The sequence below is a fragment of the Tindallia texcoconensis genome (assembly GCF_055383815.1).
On the sequence record NZ_AP042431.1, the window covers coordinates 1,377,531 to 1,396,229 of the forward strand.

At 41.0% G+C, this 18,699-nt stretch carries 22 protein-coding genes and 1 riboswitch; of the genes, 5 read left to right on the forward strand and 17 right to left on the reverse strand.

Annotated features, from left to right (window positions below):
• Positions 1-113 precede the first annotated feature (113 nt).
• Positions 114-226, reverse strand: a riboswitch (TPP riboswitch).
• Positions 227-511: 285 nt separating this feature from the next.
• Positions 512-1,993 carry an aminotransferase class I/II-fold pyridoxal phosphate-dependent enzyme gene (locus tag ACZ47N_RS06355; protein ID WP_464888294.1) on the forward strand — a complete coding sequence of 494 codons (1,482 nt, stop codon included), beginning with the start codon at positions 512-514 and terminating at the stop codon, positions 1,991-1,993.
• A 148-nt stretch (positions 1,994-2,141) separates the two neighbouring features.
• Here ACZ47N_RS06355 and ACZ47N_RS06360 read toward each other — a convergent pair whose 3' ends face one another.
• The 6 genes from ACZ47N_RS06360 to ACZ47N_RS06385 all read right to left on the reverse strand — a co-directional run bounded on the left by ACZ47N_RS06360 (position 2,142) and on the right by ACZ47N_RS06385 (position 5,870).
• Positions 2,142-2,540, reverse strand: a complete 399-nt coding sequence (locus ACZ47N_RS06360; RefSeq protein ID WP_176968409.1) for a TspO/MBR family protein — start codon at positions 2,538-2,540, stop codon at positions 2,142-2,144.
• Positions 2,541-2,658: 118 nt separating this feature from the next.
• Complete coding sequence (locus tag ACZ47N_RS06365; protein WP_093315010.1) at positions 2,659-3,081, reverse strand: DUF4829 domain-containing protein; 423 nt, start codon at positions 3,079-3,081, stop codon at positions 2,659-2,661.
• A 147-nt stretch (positions 3,082-3,228) separates the two neighbouring features.
• Entirely contained in the window at positions 3,229-4,674 is a 1,446-nt protein-coding gene (locus tag ACZ47N_RS06370) for an NAD-dependent succinate-semialdehyde dehydrogenase (protein ID WP_464888295.1), read from the reverse strand.
• Positions 4,675-5,403: 729 nt separating this feature from the next.
• Positions 5,404-5,535: a hypothetical protein gene (locus ACZ47N_RS06375; protein WP_464888296.1), complete on the reverse strand. Its 132-nt coding sequence runs from the start codon at positions 5,533-5,535 to the stop codon at positions 5,404-5,406.
• A gap of 11 nt (positions 5,536-5,546) precedes the next feature.
• Positions 5,547-5,735: a hypothetical protein gene (locus ACZ47N_RS06380; RefSeq protein ID WP_093314128.1), complete on the reverse strand. Its 189-nt coding sequence runs from the start codon at positions 5,733-5,735 to the stop codon at positions 5,547-5,549.
• A gap of 3 nt (positions 5,736-5,738) precedes the next feature.
• Positions 5,739-5,870 (reverse strand): DUF188 domain-containing protein, encoded by a 132-nt coding sequence (locus ACZ47N_RS06385; RefSeq protein WP_093314130.1) that lies wholly within the window; start codon positions 5,868-5,870, stop codon positions 5,739-5,741.
• 204 nt (positions 5,871-6,074) lie between these two features.
• Between ACZ47N_RS06385 and ACZ47N_RS06390 the strand changes: the two genes are divergently transcribed.
• The 4 genes from ACZ47N_RS06390 to ACZ47N_RS06405 all read left to right on the forward strand — a co-directional run bounded on the left by ACZ47N_RS06390 (position 6,075) and on the right by ACZ47N_RS06405 (position 9,340).
• Complete coding sequence (locus ACZ47N_RS06390) at positions 6,075-7,121, forward strand: DUF5050 domain-containing protein (protein WP_464888297.1); 1,047 nt, start codon at positions 6,075-6,077, stop codon at positions 7,119-7,121.
• 94 nt (positions 7,122-7,215) lie between these two features.
• Complete coding sequence (locus tag ACZ47N_RS06395) at positions 7,216-7,506, forward strand: nucleotidyltransferase family protein (RefSeq protein WP_464888298.1); 291 nt, start codon at positions 7,216-7,218, stop codon at positions 7,504-7,506.
• A gap of 106 nt (positions 7,507-7,612) precedes the next feature.
• The gene (locus ACZ47N_RS06400; protein ID WP_464888299.1) at positions 7,613-8,692 is read left to right on the forward strand and encodes a hypothetical protein; all 1,080 of its coding nucleotides are present in this window, start codon (positions 7,613-7,615) and stop codon (positions 8,690-8,692) included.
• A 39-nt stretch (positions 8,693-8,731) separates the two neighbouring features.
• Positions 8,732-9,340, forward strand: coding sequence for a hypothetical protein (locus ACZ47N_RS06405; protein ID WP_464888300.1), 609 nt, complete (start codon positions 8,732-8,734; stop codon positions 9,338-9,340).
• Between the two features lie 76 nt (positions 9,341-9,416).
• Here ACZ47N_RS06405 and ACZ47N_RS06410 read toward each other — a convergent pair whose 3' ends face one another.
• The 11 genes from ACZ47N_RS06410 to ACZ47N_RS06460 all read right to left on the reverse strand — a co-directional run bounded on the left by ACZ47N_RS06410 (position 9,417) and on the right by ACZ47N_RS06460 (position 18,388).
• Positions 9,417-9,851, reverse strand: coding sequence for a YaiI/YqxD family protein (locus tag ACZ47N_RS06410; protein ID WP_464888301.1), 435 nt, complete (start codon positions 9,849-9,851; stop codon positions 9,417-9,419).
• Positions 9,852-10,001: 150 nt separating this feature from the next.
• Positions 10,002-10,997, reverse strand: a complete 996-nt coding sequence (locus ACZ47N_RS06415; RefSeq protein ID WP_464888302.1) for a zinc-ribbon domain-containing protein — start codon at positions 10,995-10,997, stop codon at positions 10,002-10,004.
• A gap of 128 nt (positions 10,998-11,125) precedes the next feature.
• Positions 11,126-12,241, reverse strand: coding sequence for a M48 family metalloprotease (locus ACZ47N_RS06420; RefSeq protein WP_464888303.1), 1,116 nt, complete (start codon positions 12,239-12,241; stop codon positions 11,126-11,128).
• A gap of 86 nt (positions 12,242-12,327) precedes the next feature.
• Positions 12,328-12,543 carry a YwbE family protein gene (locus ACZ47N_RS06425; RefSeq protein WP_464888304.1) on the reverse strand — a complete coding sequence of 72 codons (216 nt, stop codon included), beginning with the start codon at positions 12,541-12,543 and terminating at the stop codon, positions 12,328-12,330.
• Positions 12,544-12,631: 88 nt separating this feature from the next.
• Entirely contained in the window at positions 12,632-13,150 is a 519-nt protein-coding gene (locus tag ACZ47N_RS06430) for a GNAT family N-acetyltransferase (protein ID WP_464888305.1), read from the reverse strand.
• 77 nt (positions 13,151-13,227) lie between these two features.
• Positions 13,228-13,812, reverse strand: coding sequence for a DNA-deoxyinosine glycosylase (locus tag ACZ47N_RS06435; protein ID WP_464888306.1), 585 nt, complete (start codon positions 13,810-13,812; stop codon positions 13,228-13,230).
• Positions 13,813-14,030: 218 nt separating this feature from the next.
• Complete coding sequence (locus ACZ47N_RS06440; protein ID WP_464888307.1) at positions 14,031-14,342, reverse strand: RloB domain-containing protein; 312 nt, start codon at positions 14,340-14,342, stop codon at positions 14,031-14,033.
• Positions 14,324-15,133 (reverse strand): transposase, encoded by an 810-nt coding sequence (locus ACZ47N_RS06445; RefSeq protein WP_464888308.1) that lies wholly within the window; start codon positions 15,131-15,133, stop codon positions 14,324-14,326. The genes ACZ47N_RS06440 and ACZ47N_RS06445 overlap by 19 nt, the downstream gene beginning before the upstream one ends.
• A gap of 337 nt (positions 15,134-15,470) precedes the next feature.
• Positions 15,471-16,205, reverse strand: coding sequence for a DUF2726 domain-containing protein (locus ACZ47N_RS06450; protein ID WP_464888309.1), 735 nt, complete (start codon positions 16,203-16,205; stop codon positions 15,471-15,473).
• A gap of 510 nt (positions 16,206-16,715) precedes the next feature.
• Complete coding sequence (locus ACZ47N_RS06455) at positions 16,716-17,234, reverse strand: hypothetical protein (RefSeq protein WP_464888310.1); 519 nt, start codon at positions 17,232-17,234, stop codon at positions 16,716-16,718.
• Positions 17,235-17,269: 35 nt separating this feature from the next.
• On the reverse strand, positions 17,270-18,388 hold the full coding sequence (locus ACZ47N_RS06460; protein WP_464888311.1) for a hypothetical protein: 1,119 nt from the start codon (positions 18,386-18,388) through the stop codon (positions 17,270-17,272).
• Positions 18,389-18,699 lie beyond the last annotated feature (311 nt).

An 18,699-nucleotide genomic window follows, 5' to 3' on the forward strand; every position in this document is an offset into this window, starting at 1 on the left:
AGCAGGCTCACACCCCAGTGATCCAGCAGGTCCGTTGAATATATACTTTCCTATATCAACATAAAAAGAGCATCACCCGTAGGCAATGCTCTCAAGATACAAAAAGAGTCTAGTCTCTCTGCAAAGCACTTTCCTACGCTGGCATTACCCAGATCAGGTGCAGGGATCGAAGACTTGAAACGGGTCTTCCTCTCAGTCGGCCTAACCGACACTCCCAGTGTTTACTTTCCATTTAGTTTTCAAAGTCATCATAGCACACCTTTTAGCCTTTGACAACGATATTTTCTAAGGTTCATTCTTTAAAACTTCAGTAAAAAATCTTAATCCCTATTCCTAAGCCTATCCATGATTCCTAAGCCTATCCATGCCTTTGATCCTAAAAACGTGCACAAGGGGTTGATGCAAGAAGTTTACACTCAATTAACACAAGAAGTTTGCACCCACCTCTAAAAAAGTTTATAGTGGTTCTATACAGGTCTTACTTTAACCTTAAAGGGCAGGAGTGAATAAAATGATCCCTCTAAATCATCAAAGAGCACCTCTTTTTGAGGCACTGTTAACCTATGTTAACAACGAAACCATTCCTTTTCACGTACCTGGCCATAAAAAAGGAGTCGGCATGGACCAAGCCTTTCGAGAATTTATCGGTACCAACGCCATGGCCATTGATGTCACGGTTTTTGAGCAGGTAGACAGCCTCCATCATCCTTCCGGTTGCATCGCCGAAGCTCAGAAATTAGCGGCAGATGCATTTCAGGCAACGCATACTTTCTTTTGCGTCCATGGAACTTCTGGAGCCCTTCATGCCATGGTGCTCAGCGTGCTCAGGGAAGGCGATAAGATCATCCTTCCAAGAAACGTTCATAAGTCTGTCACCACAGGCCTTGCTCTTGTGGGCGCTCTACCGATTTATATCCATCCTGAGATCGACTCTTTGACTGGTACAGCACTGAATGTAATCCCAGCAACCGTTGAAAAAGCACTACAAGACCATCCAGATGCCCGGGGAGTGCTCGTCATTAATCCCACCTACTTCGGTGTTGCAGCAGATCTAAAAGCCATTGCAAAACTGGTTCACCAACATAACATCCCCCTTATGGTGGACGAAGCCCACGGCCCTCACCTATCCTTTCACAAGGATCTTCCCATGTCAGCCATGGAGGCAGGGGCGGATATCTGTGCCCAGAGTACCCATAAAATCATTGGTTCCCTGACCCAAAGCTCCATGCTTCATGTACAGGGAGAGAGGGTGGATCATCGAAAGGTTCAAGCAGCCTTAAACCTACTGCACACCACCAGTCCTTCTTATATTTTACTGGCTTCTTTAGACGTAGCCCGCCGCCAAATGATGACAGAAGGATTTCAATTGCTGGAAAGGATACAGTTCCTATCCCACCAAGCCCGAGAACGTATTAATGCCATCGACGGCTTTCACTGTTTTGGTGCCGAAAACCTTGGAAGTCCAGGGTTCTATGGTTTGGATCCAGCCAAGTTAACCATTACCTGCCGCAATCTTGGAATCTCTGGTCATCAGTTAGAGGAAATTCTTTCCAAAGAATACCATATTCAGCCAGAATTATCGGATCTTTACAATGTTTTATGTACGCTTTCCATTGGTAATACGCAGGAGCAGGTGGATTCACTGATTAGCGCCCTTCAATCTATCCGTAAAGGCTATGGTCAAAGCCCGATTCTCTCCTATTCTGAAACAGATAATGTCATCCTGCCACCGCTCCCTTTGCAAAAGCTCTCACCAAGAGAAGCCATGCACTGCGATACGCATTTGCTTCCCTTATGGGAAAGTATCCATCACATCAGCGCAGAGTTCTTAATGGTATACCCTCCTGGTATTCCTCTCCTCTGCCCAGGAGAGCTTATTTCTGAAGAGCTGGTACGCTACATTGAAACCCAGCGAGAAGCTGGTCTATGGATTCAGGGAACGGAAGACCCAAGGGTCCGACATATTCGAATCGTCCAAGCCTCACATCAATAAGATTCTTATAAACAGGATTCTTATCCAGAGACGTAGCACCGCTTATCTCCCTCTTGTAGAATCCCTATCGACCAGCACTACTGGAATTGATCCTATCATCATCCTAGCGCCTGTTTTAGCATTTTTTGTACCTAGGAATCCGTCCTGCTTATGCATTCAGATACCAGGTTGCTATATTCAAATAAGTGGCAAATGTGACCCATAACAGGTAGGGCACCATTAGCCATCCAGCCAAAGCGTCTATTCGGAAAAAAAGCCAGGTACACAAACCGATGGCCAGCCACAATACCAGAATTTCTATTGCTGCCACGCCTCGAAGCCCTAAGGTAAAATACAGGTAGGGCCACAGGAAATTCAATGCAAGCTGAAGAACAAATGCCAAGGCTGCTCTCTGGACTTCAGGCCTACCCAAACCCTTGGACAGCACCCTAAAACAGGCAATTCCCATCATCGCATATAATACGGTCCAAACGGGTCCAAAGATCCAACCCGGTGGAGATAAAGGTGGTTTGGCCAGTTCCTGGTAAATGTTATATGAATTATTCAACACAGCTCCCCCTAACCATCCGTTTCAACAACCCTTTTTTCATCCTTTCATCCGCTTCTTACCTTCATGAAAATATGCTCTCACTGAATACGCGGTAGATCCTTATACCTTGCATAAACTAGTATCCCCAATCATCTACTGTCCAATCACTCGTGTTACTCTCTCTATTTAATATCCACATCCAGTCTGTATAGGTTGAATTTGGTTCAAGACTTCCATCACTACTGGACTCATCCACCGTAAAGTTTGATAGTAATACCATTACATTGTCAGGACTTACACCATTAATTGATCCACGCCCATAGTTCATATAAGTCTCGATAAATGAATTAGATCTTTCTTCATCGTACCAAATATCCGTAAGTTCGCATCCATTGAAATCTTTAAATTTTTCCTTCACACATTCAATTGCCTGATTAATTTCTTTGTCACTGAATTGTTCTGACTCTCCAACCAAAACAACATCTTTATCCGCTTGGCTACAAGACATTAAGATGAGACTTAATAAGATTATATAGCTGCACCATATCACTCTTTTCATTTAAAGGTTTCCTCCAATATTCTTCTTTATTTTGAAAGCTTAAGGAGGACGTGTTGAGAGGGCGAGTTGCCCCCGGCCCCACTGAGCCTACCCCACTGAGCCCACTCTCACTGAGCCCAGCCCCTCCCACTGATCCTCTGTCCTTGGTTATTTTATGCCAATGGAGATATATTTAATCTCCAGAAAGCTTTCAATCCCGAAATGTCCTCCTTCTCTTCCAAGGCCACTTTCCTTAAAGCCTCCAAAAGGCGCCTGCACCGTTGCCGGACCACCATCATTAAGGCCCACAATGCCATACTCCAATTTTTCAGAAACCCGAATACCTCTGCTGAGTGATTCGGTGAAAACGTAGGAAGCAAGACCAAAACGTGATTTATTTGCCAGTTCCAGAGCCTCCTCTTCCGTTGAAAAGCGTTGAATTGGCAGCACAGGACCAAAGGTTTCCTCCTTCATAATTCTCATGTCCTCTGTTATATCCACGAGAACGGTGGGCTTATAATAGTAGCCTGCCTGATCATGATTGCCTTTATGAAACCCTTCTCCACCGGTTATAAGTGTTGCCCCTTTTGAGAGAGCATCTTCCACCTGCTCCTGTACTTTTTGATAGGCATTTCCATCAATCAGCGGTCCCATTTGAGTGCCTTCTTCAAACCCGTCACCCATCTTAATGGCAGAAAATTTCTCACTGATTTTTTGGACAAATTCTTTCTCGACGGATTCCTGCACATATAATCGGTTGGTAGCGATACAAACCTGTCCGCAGTTTCTGATTTTTGCTCCCATAAGTTCTTTTACCGCTTTGTCTAAATCCCCATCATCAAACACAATGTACGGTGCATGGCCTCCAAGTTCCATGGATAGGTGCTTAACCGTATCCGCTGATTTCTTTATCAGCATTTTTCCTACATCAGTTGATCCAGTAAAGGTTATTTTCCGAACTCTGTTATCTTCCAACAAAGTGTCACCAATGATTTCCGGCGGACCTGCCAGTAAGGAGATGACTCCTTTTGGTATGCCGGCTTCATGGGCCAGCTTGATGATTTCAACGGCAGAAAAAGGAGTCTGTTTTGCTGGTTTCAGGATCACCGGGCACCCGGCAGCAATAGCTGGTGCAATTTTTCGCGTTACCATGGAAGCCGGAAAGTTCCAAGGTGTAATGGCCGCTGTAACTCCTACCGGCTGTTTGAGAACCATAATACGTTTTCGGCTTGAACTGGCTGGGATGGTTTCCCCATATACACGTTTCGCTTCCTCCGCATACCATTCCACAAAGCTGGCAGCAGACCTCACTTCTCCCAGTGCCTCGGCCAGTGGTTTTCCTTGTTCCGCCGTCAGAGTGCTGGCGATGGTTTCTTCCTTTTCCAGAAGCAGTTTATGCCATTTTTTCATATAATCTGCCCGCACATGGGCCGGCAGGTTGGACCATTCTTCAAAAGCCTGATTCGCAGTATCAATGGCCTCAAGTACTTCTTCCTTTCCGGCAGCTGCCATTTTACCGACCAGGCTTCCATCGGCCGGATTGAGTACATCAAAGCTTTCTCCCGAAGCCGCATCTTTCCATTGTCCGTTAATATATAGTTTTTCCATTCTCATCTCCATAAACCCTCCTGTGTTTAAACTCATCATTCACTTGCATGAATTGGACTTAAAAACATCTATAAATACGCTACCCATCGAATGATAACCGTAAACACAGCCTCGTTTCTGATGCGGATGTGGTAGGAGGGTGGCAGGGTCCAAGTTTTAATGTTGAAGCGCCAACATAGCAGCCTTTGCTTCATAGAGTTAGTCTATTGTAACTTTTTTGATCTGTAGGACATGATAAATCCACCATTTATTATCTACTTATATTTCTTCGAAGATATTTTTTTCACAAAAAAACACACAATGATTGCCTATACACTGTGTGCTTTCTACTATTTTTCTCCAGTCGCTTCAAAGGAGGGAGGGGAAACGATTTTTTGCACCATCAACAATTTTCGAAGAAGAGATCTTCTTAGTGGTGGTATTCATCGGATAAAATTGTCCAAACTAACGGAAGAGGTATGTCTGTTATTCTTTCCCCACCGTCCCGAAGCGATGATGAGAAACGATAAGCTTTTTCGGGTTTGTATTTTTCAATATAGCTGAGCAGGCTTTTCGATCGAATGGTCTTGCCGGATTTCACTTTGGATGGGTGCTCCTAAAAGGATTCCCCTTTCAGTAATAATGTGCTCTTTATTAAAATCTTATGTGTGTATTTTGCACATGTATTATGCATTATTGGTATGTTTAATGCAACAAAGCGCATTTAAACTCTACCATTGCTGTAACTAGAAGCATCTAAGCATACATCAATGGCCCGGTTACACCAGCCAATATAATGGCTAGTGCGATTCCTGCCATGATAATGCTTTTATCAGCTGCTTCATCCTCTTTGTTCTTTAACGCAAGCCCTTTCGTAAGTGAAAACACAATAGCCATCCTCACTGTTTAAGGATGCGAACAATGCTGTCGGCAGTGATCAGCGCAAGGATAAAAGAAATAAGCAATACGATCAGGCTGCCAACTAAGATAGCCTCAGAAGAATTCAAACTGATGTTCATGAAAATAAACATCCTTATGTATACGTAAAAAAATACCGCTACCAGTAAAAAGTGTACCAGCTTCTTCAAGGTTTATTCCTCCTTCAATAGGCGTCGCAGCGCTCTTTCAAAGTCTTTATCCTGATCTTTGTCCCGTTTCTTCGATTTGGATGCATAGATTCCTTTATTCCTCAGTTTTCGATTGATATGCCTGCTGGAAAGCATGCCGTCAATATTGGAATCATCCCTCACCTCTCCTTCCAGTCAGCATATCATATTGGATCTTTGGAATAAACTCTGTAATCGTATAAACAAATGGAACTTTAGCTCCTTTCGAAAAACCGGTTCCTCTGTTAGAATATATGTGAACCCGTTAACATAAAGTTAGATTGTTTCCATAACACCTTCATAACCCAAGGAAAGGAACCTATGATGCTGAAAAAATATATAAAGACACTTCTTATTGCCATCCCTGTCGCACTGATCTTGAGTCAGCTGATCCCGGCTCTGCTTTACAGTGATCTCTCCACCAGTTTGAAAATTCAATACCATTCTTTTCAGACCAGAAACCTTGAGCGAATTCAAATCTCTGATGACCACGCTCAGGGAAACACCGTCATCAACACCAATAATTACGGACATGGAGTAAAAGGGGAGGACCACTATTATTTTGTGGAGAACCATTTGAACCTGGTTCAGACCACCAAGGATTTCCAGAATAAGCAATACCTGATTGAACAATCCGGCGGTACTGGCATCAACCGATTGAATAAGGTGGACGACTGGATTTTTTTCAGCCAGGGCAAAAGCTACAATCGAATCAAAACAGATGGCAGCCAGCAGGAAACTATTTTTCAGATGGGCTATCCTTTGGACGTTCATCTCCTGGGAAACTGGATTTATTTCAGAAATTTTTCCGACAGGTCTATGATTTATCGAATGGATGTGAATGGCCAAAACCTGGAAAGGTTGGTCAACCAGTCCGTTACGGATCTGACTCTTTATGATGATCGGCTCTATTACAGTTATCAGGAGGATGAAGCCGGATGGCTGAAAAGCGTTGATCTGGAGGGAAAGGATCTGCGAGTGGAAATGAATCGTGAAGTGAAGGATTTAACTGTCTGGGAAGGTTATTATTATTTCATGGATTATGAAGATGATCGGCTCTATCGAAAGAACATTTATGATGACGAAAGCCCTCAGCTTTTGGTAGACGAAAAGGTATCTACGTATGCCCTCACGGAAAATGGCATCTATTATGCGTTGCATTCCCCTGATGTGGGTTATCCGGGTGACGGACTTTATAAAATGGCTCTGGATGGATCGGATAAGATCCTCTTGATGGATACGAAAAGGGTGGAAGGGCTCTGCTTGCTGGATCATTGGCTTCTTTTCATGTCCTCAGACGAAAGCATGCTTCCCAACCAAAAAAAGCTCGATCTTCGAAGGGATGAAATCTTAGAAATGGCTCAATAACTCCTGCTCTTTTGATCACCTGCTAACATGCTCATTCAACAAACATTAACAAGAATAGTAGAGTATGTTACTATAGAAAGAGAGGGTGATAAAAATGAAACGAAACACTCTTATCTACCAAAATCGAAAAGAAATATTGAATCTTGCAAGAAAGCATGGTGTTATAAAAATTCAGTTATTTGGTTCTGTAGCAAAGGAGAACGACACCTCTGATAGTGATGTGGATTTTCTTGTTACTTTTAAAGAAGACCGTTCTCTGTTTGATTTAATATCCTTAAAGTATGATTTAGAAGATCTATTAGGTATGAAAGTTGATGTCGTTACGGTAGAATCTTTACATGTTCTCATCCGAGATCATATCGTTGGTGAAGTTATTGAACTATGAAAGATAACAGGATTTATGTGCATCCTATTCTCGAATGTATCAAGAATGTTGAAGCATATCTTGTCAGGACTATACTGACACCACTTCAACCAAAAGGAGTGTTATCTTGAAAAACAAAAGAATCTTTTTATGCTATGGCCTCATTATCTTATTGATGGCTATTTTTTTAAGCCAGTATACGACCTCCTATTCCCATTTATCATTACTACTACTTGCTACCTTTCCCATTTTTCACTTTGTTCAGAAAAACAGTGCGGTGAAAGAATCCGATCCGGTTTATGTGAAACATACTATCTTCACCCTACTGAAATTCTTCTTGATGGCCAGCGTCTATTATGTGCTTCTTCGTTCAACCACCACCTATAGCCATCCAACCTTTACCTTTGTCATGATATTTGTCATTATTGGTCTAAGCAAACTGTGGAGCAAACTACCTTTGGTCAGAAATGAAAAGATTATCCTTATCCTGACTGTGGCGATGATCTATGGCCTTTTCTTTTTTGAAACCTGGCAGGAACAGCCTGTTTCAACTTTTGAATACTATCATCAGGAACTGAGTCAGGTAGAAGACTATCAGGCTTTAAAGGAACTGATGGACCACCAAAAGGATCCGAACTTCGATGAAGAGGATTTTGAAAAGCTTCTTTCCTATCAAGACGCTCCAGCAATGGGCTTTCAGAACCCATCCTTTATCGAAATGTGGGACGGTTCACTGCTTAAACTGAACCTTTTCCGAGATTCCAGAAGCAACGATATCCTGATCCATCATATTGAGTGGCTTCCGGAGGAGGTGGCTCATCATTTTAGGGAATTTCCACCTGAACTAGTCAGAGCTCCCCTGGATGATCTAGATGCTGAAAGCCATCCCATCATCGCTGCCAGAGGTAGTTTTGTCCAGGAAGGACATCACTATCACCGAATGCTTTGGAAGGATGAATTGAGCAGCATTTTCGGAAGCAAAAAAGTATGGGATTCTTTATGGGATGAATTTGATTCCCTTCAGCCACCGGAAGGGCCGGTTATCGGCAGCGGCACTCATCCAGACGGGTATATCTACCTTCGTTTTAGAGAAGATTGGGATGAGGATCTGGAGCTGATTGATGAAATATATGAAGTATTCAAATCCTATGCTTCCGACAAGGGAATTGACGAATTGCCCATGCTATTTTTACAGGATGAATCTTAACCTACCCACACTATCTTTCCGGAATAAGGGGGACCTACATTGTTTTTGAACTTATTCTTCCACTTTGGCATTGCTTTCATTATCTTGATTGTGCTTTTTCAGCTAACCAAAGATACAAAACTCTACAGAGCGAGAGGTTTTTTTCTCGTAGTCATTTTGTTGGTCTATTCTTTTGTGATAACACATCAGTATATTGAACTATCTAACAGCCATCATCAAACTGCTGTTTATCAATATCAGAAAGTGGCAACTTCTTTGCATCATCTTCATCAAAATCATCAACTTCAACATGCTGCCAACTTACGTGATGATGTCCAACACTTGAAACAGCTGATTAGTCTTTCCTCCGTAATGGATCAGAAATCTCAGGAAAAGCTGACATTGACTCTTGATAACATTCAACAGTCCATGAACAACCTGTTAACCGCTTTTCCCACTGAAGAATATGATCGCTATGAGGATTGGTTTGCCGATTCGGATTTTGAGGAATTCCTGTTTCAGGTATCCACAGAGTTTCCCTTGTTTAATCGAGGGAGTTCAAGAAATCCTATCGGAATCTATAATTATGAAATAACTTATTCTGGCAATCATCTTCAGCGGATGCAGGAGAACTCAGAAAGGATGCTTAGCATCAGTGAGAAGCTTTAATCAATACCCCTTAGCCAATCAAAGACAGGCCTTTGGCCAAGCTCTTTGATATATCCTTGATGCGTTTCCTTGTGGATTACTCCTTCAACAGGCGTCGCAGTGCTCTTTCAAAATCCTGATTCTGGTCTTTGTCTCGTTTCTTTACCTTGGATGTATAGATTCCTTTATTCCTCAGTTTTCGGTTGATATGCCTGCTGGAAAGCATGCCATCAATATTAGAATCATCCATTACCAAACCATTTTGATTAATGGGAATGGCTCCCCTGCCTAAACACATGGCGGCAAGGCCCTGATCTTGGGTAATAACAAGGTCTCCCTTGGCAAGGTGATTGACGATATAAAAGTCGGCACTGTCGCTGCTAGTATCCACCGTAACCACTTCTGCGTATTCGTCCTGAAGGACATGGGCATGGTTTTTCACCAGTATGATCCGTACCTGAAATTCTTTTGCCAGATTTACGGCTATTTTTACCACCGGACATCCGTCCGCATCTACAAAAATTCTTTTCATTCCTCACCTCTCCTCCCATCAGTATATCCTATTCCATTTTCCGTTTGTTGTACCTATGTTTTAAATGGTTCCCTAGTAAATTATCTTTTTACAGTAAAGATCCCTTCTATCTTCATGATGCTTTCCAGATCCTTTTCGTGAGACCTTTCTTCATTCTTGTTCTTCATAAGATAGTAAAATAAAACGCTCCCCTTTTCTCCTAATCTGCGATTCCATTCTTCTTACAAACTGTGTATTCGTCTTCACTTCCTCCGACCAGTGTGACTTTGGTTCATAACTAAATACATCCAAAGACAAGGCTTCATAAATATCGAAAACGGCTTGATAGGTACCATCATGGTGATCATATATTTCAACCAATTGGGCAAAAGGAGGGGTTTCACCATCTGCTGCTGGGTAGAAATAGTAACCGTCTCGATATTCCATCGGTATTTGCCCCCGGTCCAGGTTTTCTAGCGGCCTATGGGTCCCAAAGTATTTTTCGATACTCTCCAACACATGCTCTTCATGAACATATGCTTCATAGCCTTTATAATTCAGTCTGCTGGTATTATTAACATAGTTGTGAAAAAAACCAAACCGTAGCAGTTCGCTGTCGTGAATTTCACCCGCTTCAAATGGCAGAAGAAACACTTCGGCAAAGTTACTAAAAAAAACATTGAGGGCACGATGTTCATCATAACTTAAGGATAGCTTAGTGGGTTCAATCTGAGCTTCAACCTCTATTTCAGACTTTTCATCCGTTTTGTGATCTTTATTTTCTTCCCTTTGGATTCCCTCGTTTTCTTCTGTTTCGACTCCTTCATCCGCTTCCACTTTTTCTGGATTCGATGCTTCCAGTCCCTCTTCCTCCATCACCCTTTGCTCTGCAGTAAAGCTCTCTTTCAGTTCTTCTCCTTCATCGTTGTTGCCAAAAAACAGAAAACTAACGGTTACTGCTACAATAATAACACTTAGCAAGATGGGGATGATCTTACGATTTGGTCCAGTGTCTTCGGAGGACGATTCCTCGAGTTTACGTTTCTCTTTTGAAGATGCTTTGGCCTCCATCGATCTATCTCTTGTTTTTGCCTGTACTGACGATCCACAAAATTCACAAAACCGACTGTCTTTCTCTATTTTTTTTCCGCATTGACTACAGAACATGTGCATTCCTCCATTTCCATTTCCATTTCCATTATTCATTCCTTGTATATGAATCTTATGTTTCTCTTTCTAAATAAGGAGAATGAACGTATCTAGTATGACGCCTCTAGTTGCTCCTGCTCTTTATCTTAACAATGAAAAAGTTGCTCTATATTTTTTCCACATCCACAACAAAACTTCATTCCTTCTTCAGCAAGTCTTCCACAGTCGCATTGTATCGTTGTATCTAGGCTCTGTGTTTCAACAACATTTTGCTTCTGTAACCCTTCTGCCTCGGCGCCACAGTTCTTGCAAAATATTGCTTCGGGTTTGAGTTTCTGACCACACTGGCATAAAAACCGATGTGTTTCGATGGATGCTTCATCTCTAATGGATGCATCGTTTATTTGTTGTAACCGTTCCATTCGATCATCCATATGTGGATGACTCGATGCAAGATTTGCCCATAGTCCAGTAGCATTTTGTGGTCCTAGATTAGAGAGTGCCCCCACAAGACTGGCACCATAACCACATCGATGAGCAAATTCATCTGCCTGAAATTCATTGTTTCTACTGGAATGCATCACCAAAAGAATCCCCAGCTTTGTCCAAAACCACATAAGGCCCACCAACACCACGTTGGCTACAACAGTAGACAATATGGCACTGATATTACCCATGAAACTTCGACTCGAAATCACAGCCATAAATCCAACCACATTGGCAATAATCCTAATAAATAAAAATATCCCCGTAATAATAAAGTTTCCAACTGTAATCGTCAATATTAAATCTGTATCTTTATTGGATAAATGTCCCAGCTCATGGGCAAACACGCCCTTAATCTCCTCATCTGAAAACTGAAGAAATCCTTTGGTAAGACAAACCGTTTTTCTGCCTGTGGCAAACGCATTCGGCGCCGCATCGTCTGCAATAAATAATTGTATATCGTCGGGCAGGTTTGGATTTAGTGTTTTTGCCTTTCTGTGAACTTCATTAAAGAGTGGCAAGAGTCTGTTTTTCAATTCTGGATGAGTGATTTTTCTGCATCCAGTTTGAAGTCTTAGTATCCACTCCCCTATTGGAGACAGCGCTACAGCCATAGACAATATGTAAATAAATAACCCCAACAACATTCCCTGGGGTTCCGAAAACCCACCACTGAAAAAAAACATGACCATTAAGATGTTCATGCCCAAATATGCAAAAATGCCTGCATTGTTTCTTTGAATCAAACTAGTTACAAACTCTACAAGATAAGTCACTCATTCTCCTCCTTCTTCCGTTAATGTAAGACAAGCTTCTCCAAAAGGAAGAAAACGCTCTTCACCTGTTGAAAAAACCACTGATGCTATCTCTTAATTTCCTTTACCCTTCCAACCACTCCACTCTCCAACATCACCTTAATCCCATGAGGATGGAAGGCTGCATTCGTCAGGATTTTTTTGACCACTCCTTCTGTCAGGTTTCCGCTACGCTGATCCTGCTTTTGAACCACCCAAACAGTCATCCCTATTTCTATCTCATTCCGTTCTGGTACTGCGGTCATTTTCATGTTCCTTTCCATCAATGGTTATCCTCTATATCTTTCATGCATAACCATCTCCTCGAGGGGTTTTCTCTCCGTTTTATGGCGATCAGAGCTTAAAAAGCCATCAGCAGGATACCCTAAGATAATCAATTGCCATTTCATTAAAGTAAGGCACCGAAGCTTCGTCATGGAATCCTAGGTATAATAAAGAAAAGCCAGCTGGCGTGGTGTCACATTGGATAAATCCTTGCTTCAGCAACCATTTTGTATCACTCATAAAATGATATTTTTTTATACCCACAACCGTAACCAGCCCATCTTTTCCTTGCTTTTTTGCGTCAGCAATGGCATCTTGAAGCAAGGCTTTCCCGTGGCCTTTCCCTTTGTATTTTCCCGAAACCCAAAAACAGCCTAACAGGAAATAGTTCGGAGCCGTCACAGGCATCCAGGCTTTTTCTGCCGGCCCGTATTCAATAAACACTTTTGCCCGTTCATTAAGTCTTCGGAAAACAAATCCTTTTTCAAACTCATTTTTGAGCCACTGCTTTTTTAATTCGTAGCTTTCAGCACACTTTTTATCAGAAAAAGCACAGCAAATATGCTCCTGATCCACATTCCTTTGATCAATGGTTACATAACTCATCAGGTCCTTCCCTCCCTATCAAGCCATCATATTCAAATGAAATACCCCACACGGCTGATCTGTTCATTATACATTAATTATTCGATTAAAATATGCCGCCATTTATTGCAAATGCTTTCAAAATCAATTCCTGCATTGGCTGGACTTGAGCTTGGCAAGGAAACATATTTAATTCCGCTTTTTCGATCAAAATACTTGTCGTAGAGGGATTCCGCCTTCTTCCCATTAAAACCGATTGCTTTTAAGTGGCTGTGTTCTGCCATAAAGCTCTCTAAATCGTTGGGTTCATCGTCTTTTATAGCACTGTCAAGGCTTCCCTTTCTTTTTGCTTTATGAGCAACGTCCCAAAGGCCAATGGATTCTTTCCACAACATTGCTTTCTTTTCTGAATAGGTTAAGGGCAATTCATTGTCTGTAATGGTGGCTATGATTTTCCAGAATCGATTTCTGGGATGTCCATAATACTCCCCAAGTTCAATGGATTTGTCTCCTGGCATGCTGCCTAGTATTAAAATAGTCGTATCCTCATTGGAAATGGGCGCAAAGGAAGATTTGATTGTTTCTGTTGCTTCCGTTGTTGCTTCCGTTATTGCTTCCGTTATTGCTTCCGTTATTGCTTCTGTTATTGCTTCTGTTTTTTTGCTGGTTGATCCTTCTACCATAGCTTATGCCTCCTTTGCAACTGTTTCATTTTAAGGCCATGATCCTTCACTTTTTCATCCACACAGCCATTGCTTCTAAAATTGAGTATTTTAAAATATTTATTGGCCGTATGATAATGTGCTGAAAAGCGGCGGACTATGTTGGCGGCATCTTTGTCCTGTTCATGAACCAGATCTGAATGCTATAACAGGACAAGAGAAACGTCCCCTTGTCCTGTTTAACAATTCAGCTCATTCAAGTATTTTACAATTAGATGCATTTCTGTGTATGGGTTATGATCTTCTGAGTATTTGCTGGTCCCATTTTGCTGATGATACTCCGATAAATTCGTTGCGTTACTGATTGCTTGAGGCTGATTAGCTAAAACCACATTAAAATAACTCTTGTTCTTTTGGTAGTCTTCACCCAGTTCTTTGGATAGTTCTTTTTCAATTTGGCGTGTATTGGAAATGTATGCTGTTGTATACCGAAAATGTAGTAAGTACCACAACTCAAAACACCTGGATGAAATTACTTTATTAAGAGACACTCGGGGACGGTTCTTTTGTGCATGTTCATAGCTTTCTTATCACACCAAAGCTGCTTCCCGTCAATCTTTCTATCTGTCTTATGTCTTATGGATAGCCCCTTTTTTTTGAAATCCTTTATTAGTTTGTTTCTATTCTCCTTATCGAAGTTTTGAACTTTACTGGTGTTGTCAATGTTTGCTGTCTTTTTTATTATTTCTGCCGCTTCCAGGTCATTAACCCTGAATGAATCTTCATAGTCCAAGCAATGATCATTATTCTCTTTTGCATGATAGCTTTTAAATAATGATATGGCTTTTTTACTGTCCTTCGAAAAAACACGTAATGGAAACTCTGTTTCACAAATGTCTTTTTTACTTATGTACTCCTTGTAGCTGCTCCATGGATATTGTTCGATGTTTTTGACAATGCCTGCCTTAAGGGGGTTTTGATGGATGTATCGCAGCACGGTCAATAAGTATCCGTCGTCTTCGATCACTTCGCTTTTATACCGGTCCTGAAACAGGTGCCCTCTTCGGCTGTATTTCCGGTTATACCAGTAGACGTATTTTGCGCCGATTCTTCGAAAGACAGTGCCCAGTTCTTCTCGCCCCTCTTTGATTAATAAGTGGATATGGTTATTCATAAGACAATACCCGTAGATTTCGTAACCGCTTTCGTCTCTGTAGCTTTTTATCGTCTCTAATAGTTTGATGGAATCCTCACGATCTTCAAATATGATTTGGCCGTTGATTCCTCTTAACATGACATGGTATATTCCTGTACGGCTTTTCTTTCGCTCTTTTCTTGGCAAAATGATCACCTCTTGTTCATCTTAGCATGAATCAGAGGGCAGGCAAACACAAAGGAACCGTCCCCTCGTGTTCGAAGCGGATTTTAGTCTGCTTCAAATCTGCCTCCGATAGACGAAGTATGTCATTAAGCATAATCATGAAAACACGTCCTTTTATCGTTTCTTAAAGCAAAGTTGCTAATGGCACTCTTTTCCTCATTGCAAATAGTTTTCTTAAAGGAAATTTTTGTCGCTTATTTGTTTAGAGGGAAGCGCGAAAACTGACTCCTCCTGTTCACACACCCAGCATTGCCACGCGATAAATGTTTAGGAAAAGCTTTATCCCATATACAACCAATCACTCGCTGCCACTAACAGTCTCCCTGCATTTAGGAAAGTTCGCGCATCCCCAAAATGAATTACCCTCATTTTTACCTTTAGAGGCTGTTCTCATCACCATCGGTACATCGCACTTCGGGCAAAGAGGAATTTCGTCATTATCTTTAGCACCTATTGTGACCGGTTCATTTGCAAGTTCAGCTTTTTCATCGAACACACCCATTAACGCCGTCTCGATTTCATTCGCCGTATATCCTGATTTTGAAGACAAACGAATCAGTTCAAGTCCAGCATCTTTATACAGCTTTTCGATAAACTGATCTCGTTCATAGCTCTTCTTACTTGTATGGCTGATATCATCCAGTTCAATGGCACAAAATGGTTTCATTGTTGTCGGGTCACAAAGAACAAAATCGACATGCTTTTGGGCGATCTTGCCAAAATACTTCATGTATTTCTTGCCTGCTTCCTTTGAAATAAAAAAGATATCCTTAAGCCCAACTTTTGGACATATAACCGCTCGATCACCTACAAAGAGCTTTAACGTGTGATAGAATGATTTTTCTGCATCCGTCAGAACACTATCCGATACCCGGTAGGGTAGTTTGGTTTCTTTTTGTAGAACTTCGTCAGCAGCACCGCCATAGCCGGTGCTGGATCCATCCTTGGTATAAGTGCGACGACCCTTTTTAGCCGAAATGGCTAGAAAGGCAATAACAACAATAATAAAAATCACAACAACTTGCATCGGCATCCTGAAGCACTCCTTTTTATGTATGTCCTGATAATATTCCGTAAACACTCCCACGCAAAGCTAAACATTCTCCTATGTTTTGGCTTATAAAGACGACAGGTCACCTTCTTTAGTCTCCAGGTTTCGTGGCTCAAAAATTTTCCGAATTCATTAACATGTTACATAAACTCCTGCGGTGCTATTCTTTCGTGCTTGTCTTGGTATTCGAATCTTCCTGCCTGTTCGTGTTCATGATGGTGAAATAAGGACGAGAGAAACGTCCCCTTGTCCTTACATCGGCATCCTGAAGCACTCCTTTTTATGTATGTCCTGATAATATTCCGTAAACACTCCCACGCAAAGCTAAACGGCCCCCTATGTTTTGGCTTATAAAGAAGACAGATCACCTTCTTTACTCTCCAGGTTTCGTGGCTCAAAAATTTTCCGAATTCATTAACATGTTACATAAACTCCTGTGGTGCTATTCTTTCGTGCTTTTCTTGGTATTCGAATCTTCCTGCCTGCTCGTGTTCATGATGGTGAAATAAGGACGAGAGAAACGCCCCCTTGTCCTTTAAACTTATTGATATTAGACAATGATTCACAAACACATGGATTGACTGCCAATGTAGACATGGGCCGTAATCCATCCCTGTAATACCTAGTAGCCTCCCGTGTTTCTAAGAAGACAGGAGGCCTATATTTATAATCTTCCGCTAAAAAAAGTAATTCATCAAAATATTCATGCGGATTACTTAAGCCTAATTTTGTAGATATTTCTTTAAATGTTTTGCTTTTTTCAAGCATGTCAATAAAACTTGTTGTATCTTTACCAAAAATAAAACAACTCAATTTCTCTATAGCAATATCTATTTTCTTATGGTGATCTATCCTAGAACTAAACCATTTTTCAAGAGGCACCTTGCCCTCTATAGGCGCAACGCAACCATACAGTACTTTTGAATTGCCCGGTGCCTTTAAGTCTTTTAAAATCCAAATATTAATTGAGTACTGCTGAGTATCTCTTACATATTTCCATTTACCGTCCACGAAACCACCCGCCTTTTCGACCTCAGTTAGATCTATTATGACTCTTTCATTACATCTCTCAAACCAATAGCAAAGGCTAAATTGTAGAATATTAGAAGCAAACGCAAAGCCACAGCTTCAGTCCCAAACTTTGTATCTCCACCGTGAAGGATTGCATGTCGACTAATAGGCGAATCGACTTCTTTCCCATGTTCGAAGCTAACAAGCATCCGTTTATTGATTATTTCTTGCAGAGACTCTGTTTCATCTCCATCTAGTAATTCATTGATGTATTCCTTTAACTGCCCTCCATTCATGCGTCCTTTATGCTTAAATCCTCTCGCTATCATCCCTTCAATTAAAGCAAATAGCGCTGGAATTACAAGATAAAATAACTTCTGATCATAACCACACCCTATTTCATTAAGTATCTCCTTATATTCATTGGTAACCACCATATCTATTAGATCACTTATGATTTGTTTTCGTATATCCACTCCATAATATTCTGTAAATAAGGTATCTATTTCTTTACTATCAGATATAGCTTCATCTAATTCAACCAGTTTTTCAAAAAATTCTTTGTTCACATAAAAATCATACGCAATAAACCAGTCATATTTTGATGCAATTAGTGAGGCTTTCTCTTTTGCATCTAGATACTCTCTACGTTCTTCGAGAAAATTATTGACGGTTTCCGCCCATTGTGTTGTCATTGTTTGGATTTGAGATACTATAGGAGCATATAATACTCGGATGCTTATACTTAACTCTTGAAATGGTTTTATTACTTCAGCTATCTTTTTTTGTAAAGGTCTAAAAGATCGCGCTACTGATTCTCTTATTTCTTTCATTTCTTTATCCATTTCAAGAAAAATATCAGTGAACACACTGTCTTCAGAGCTTTCAGTCGATTTCCTTTTCTCCAAAATCTCACTAGCAATTATTTCTAGATCAGCATCCCTTAACTGTCTATAATCCTCTTGAGTAAAGTTCTCAATGATTGCTGCTTTACAAATTAAATCTCTAAATTTTTCTATCTGGCAATCATAGCAACTTTCAATTTCTTCATAAGCTATGTATACATTAAAACTGAAATAAGTTTGTACACCAATAAATTGACCATCGCTTAATCTTATTTGTTTATATTTCTGATACTCTGGTTTAAAAGTCATTTTCCATCCACCACCTATTAGATCCAAAGAGCGTTATTTTTGGGTTTTTATTTTTGATCAAAAGCACTAGAGGACGGTTCTTTTGTGCTACATGGGTAGTGTTCCCCCAATAGCACTAATTTTTGATAATTCTCCATTATTTAAAGAATGTCTTCTCCATATTTTTCGCCTTTTGCATCACCAAAGCCAGAGATCTTTTTCAACTGCTCCATGGGCGAAGGGAATGCATGAATTCAGGACTAGGACAAGGGCAAGAGTAATACAAGAGGACGTTTCTCCCGTCCCGTCTCTTTTCACAATAAAATCTTTTT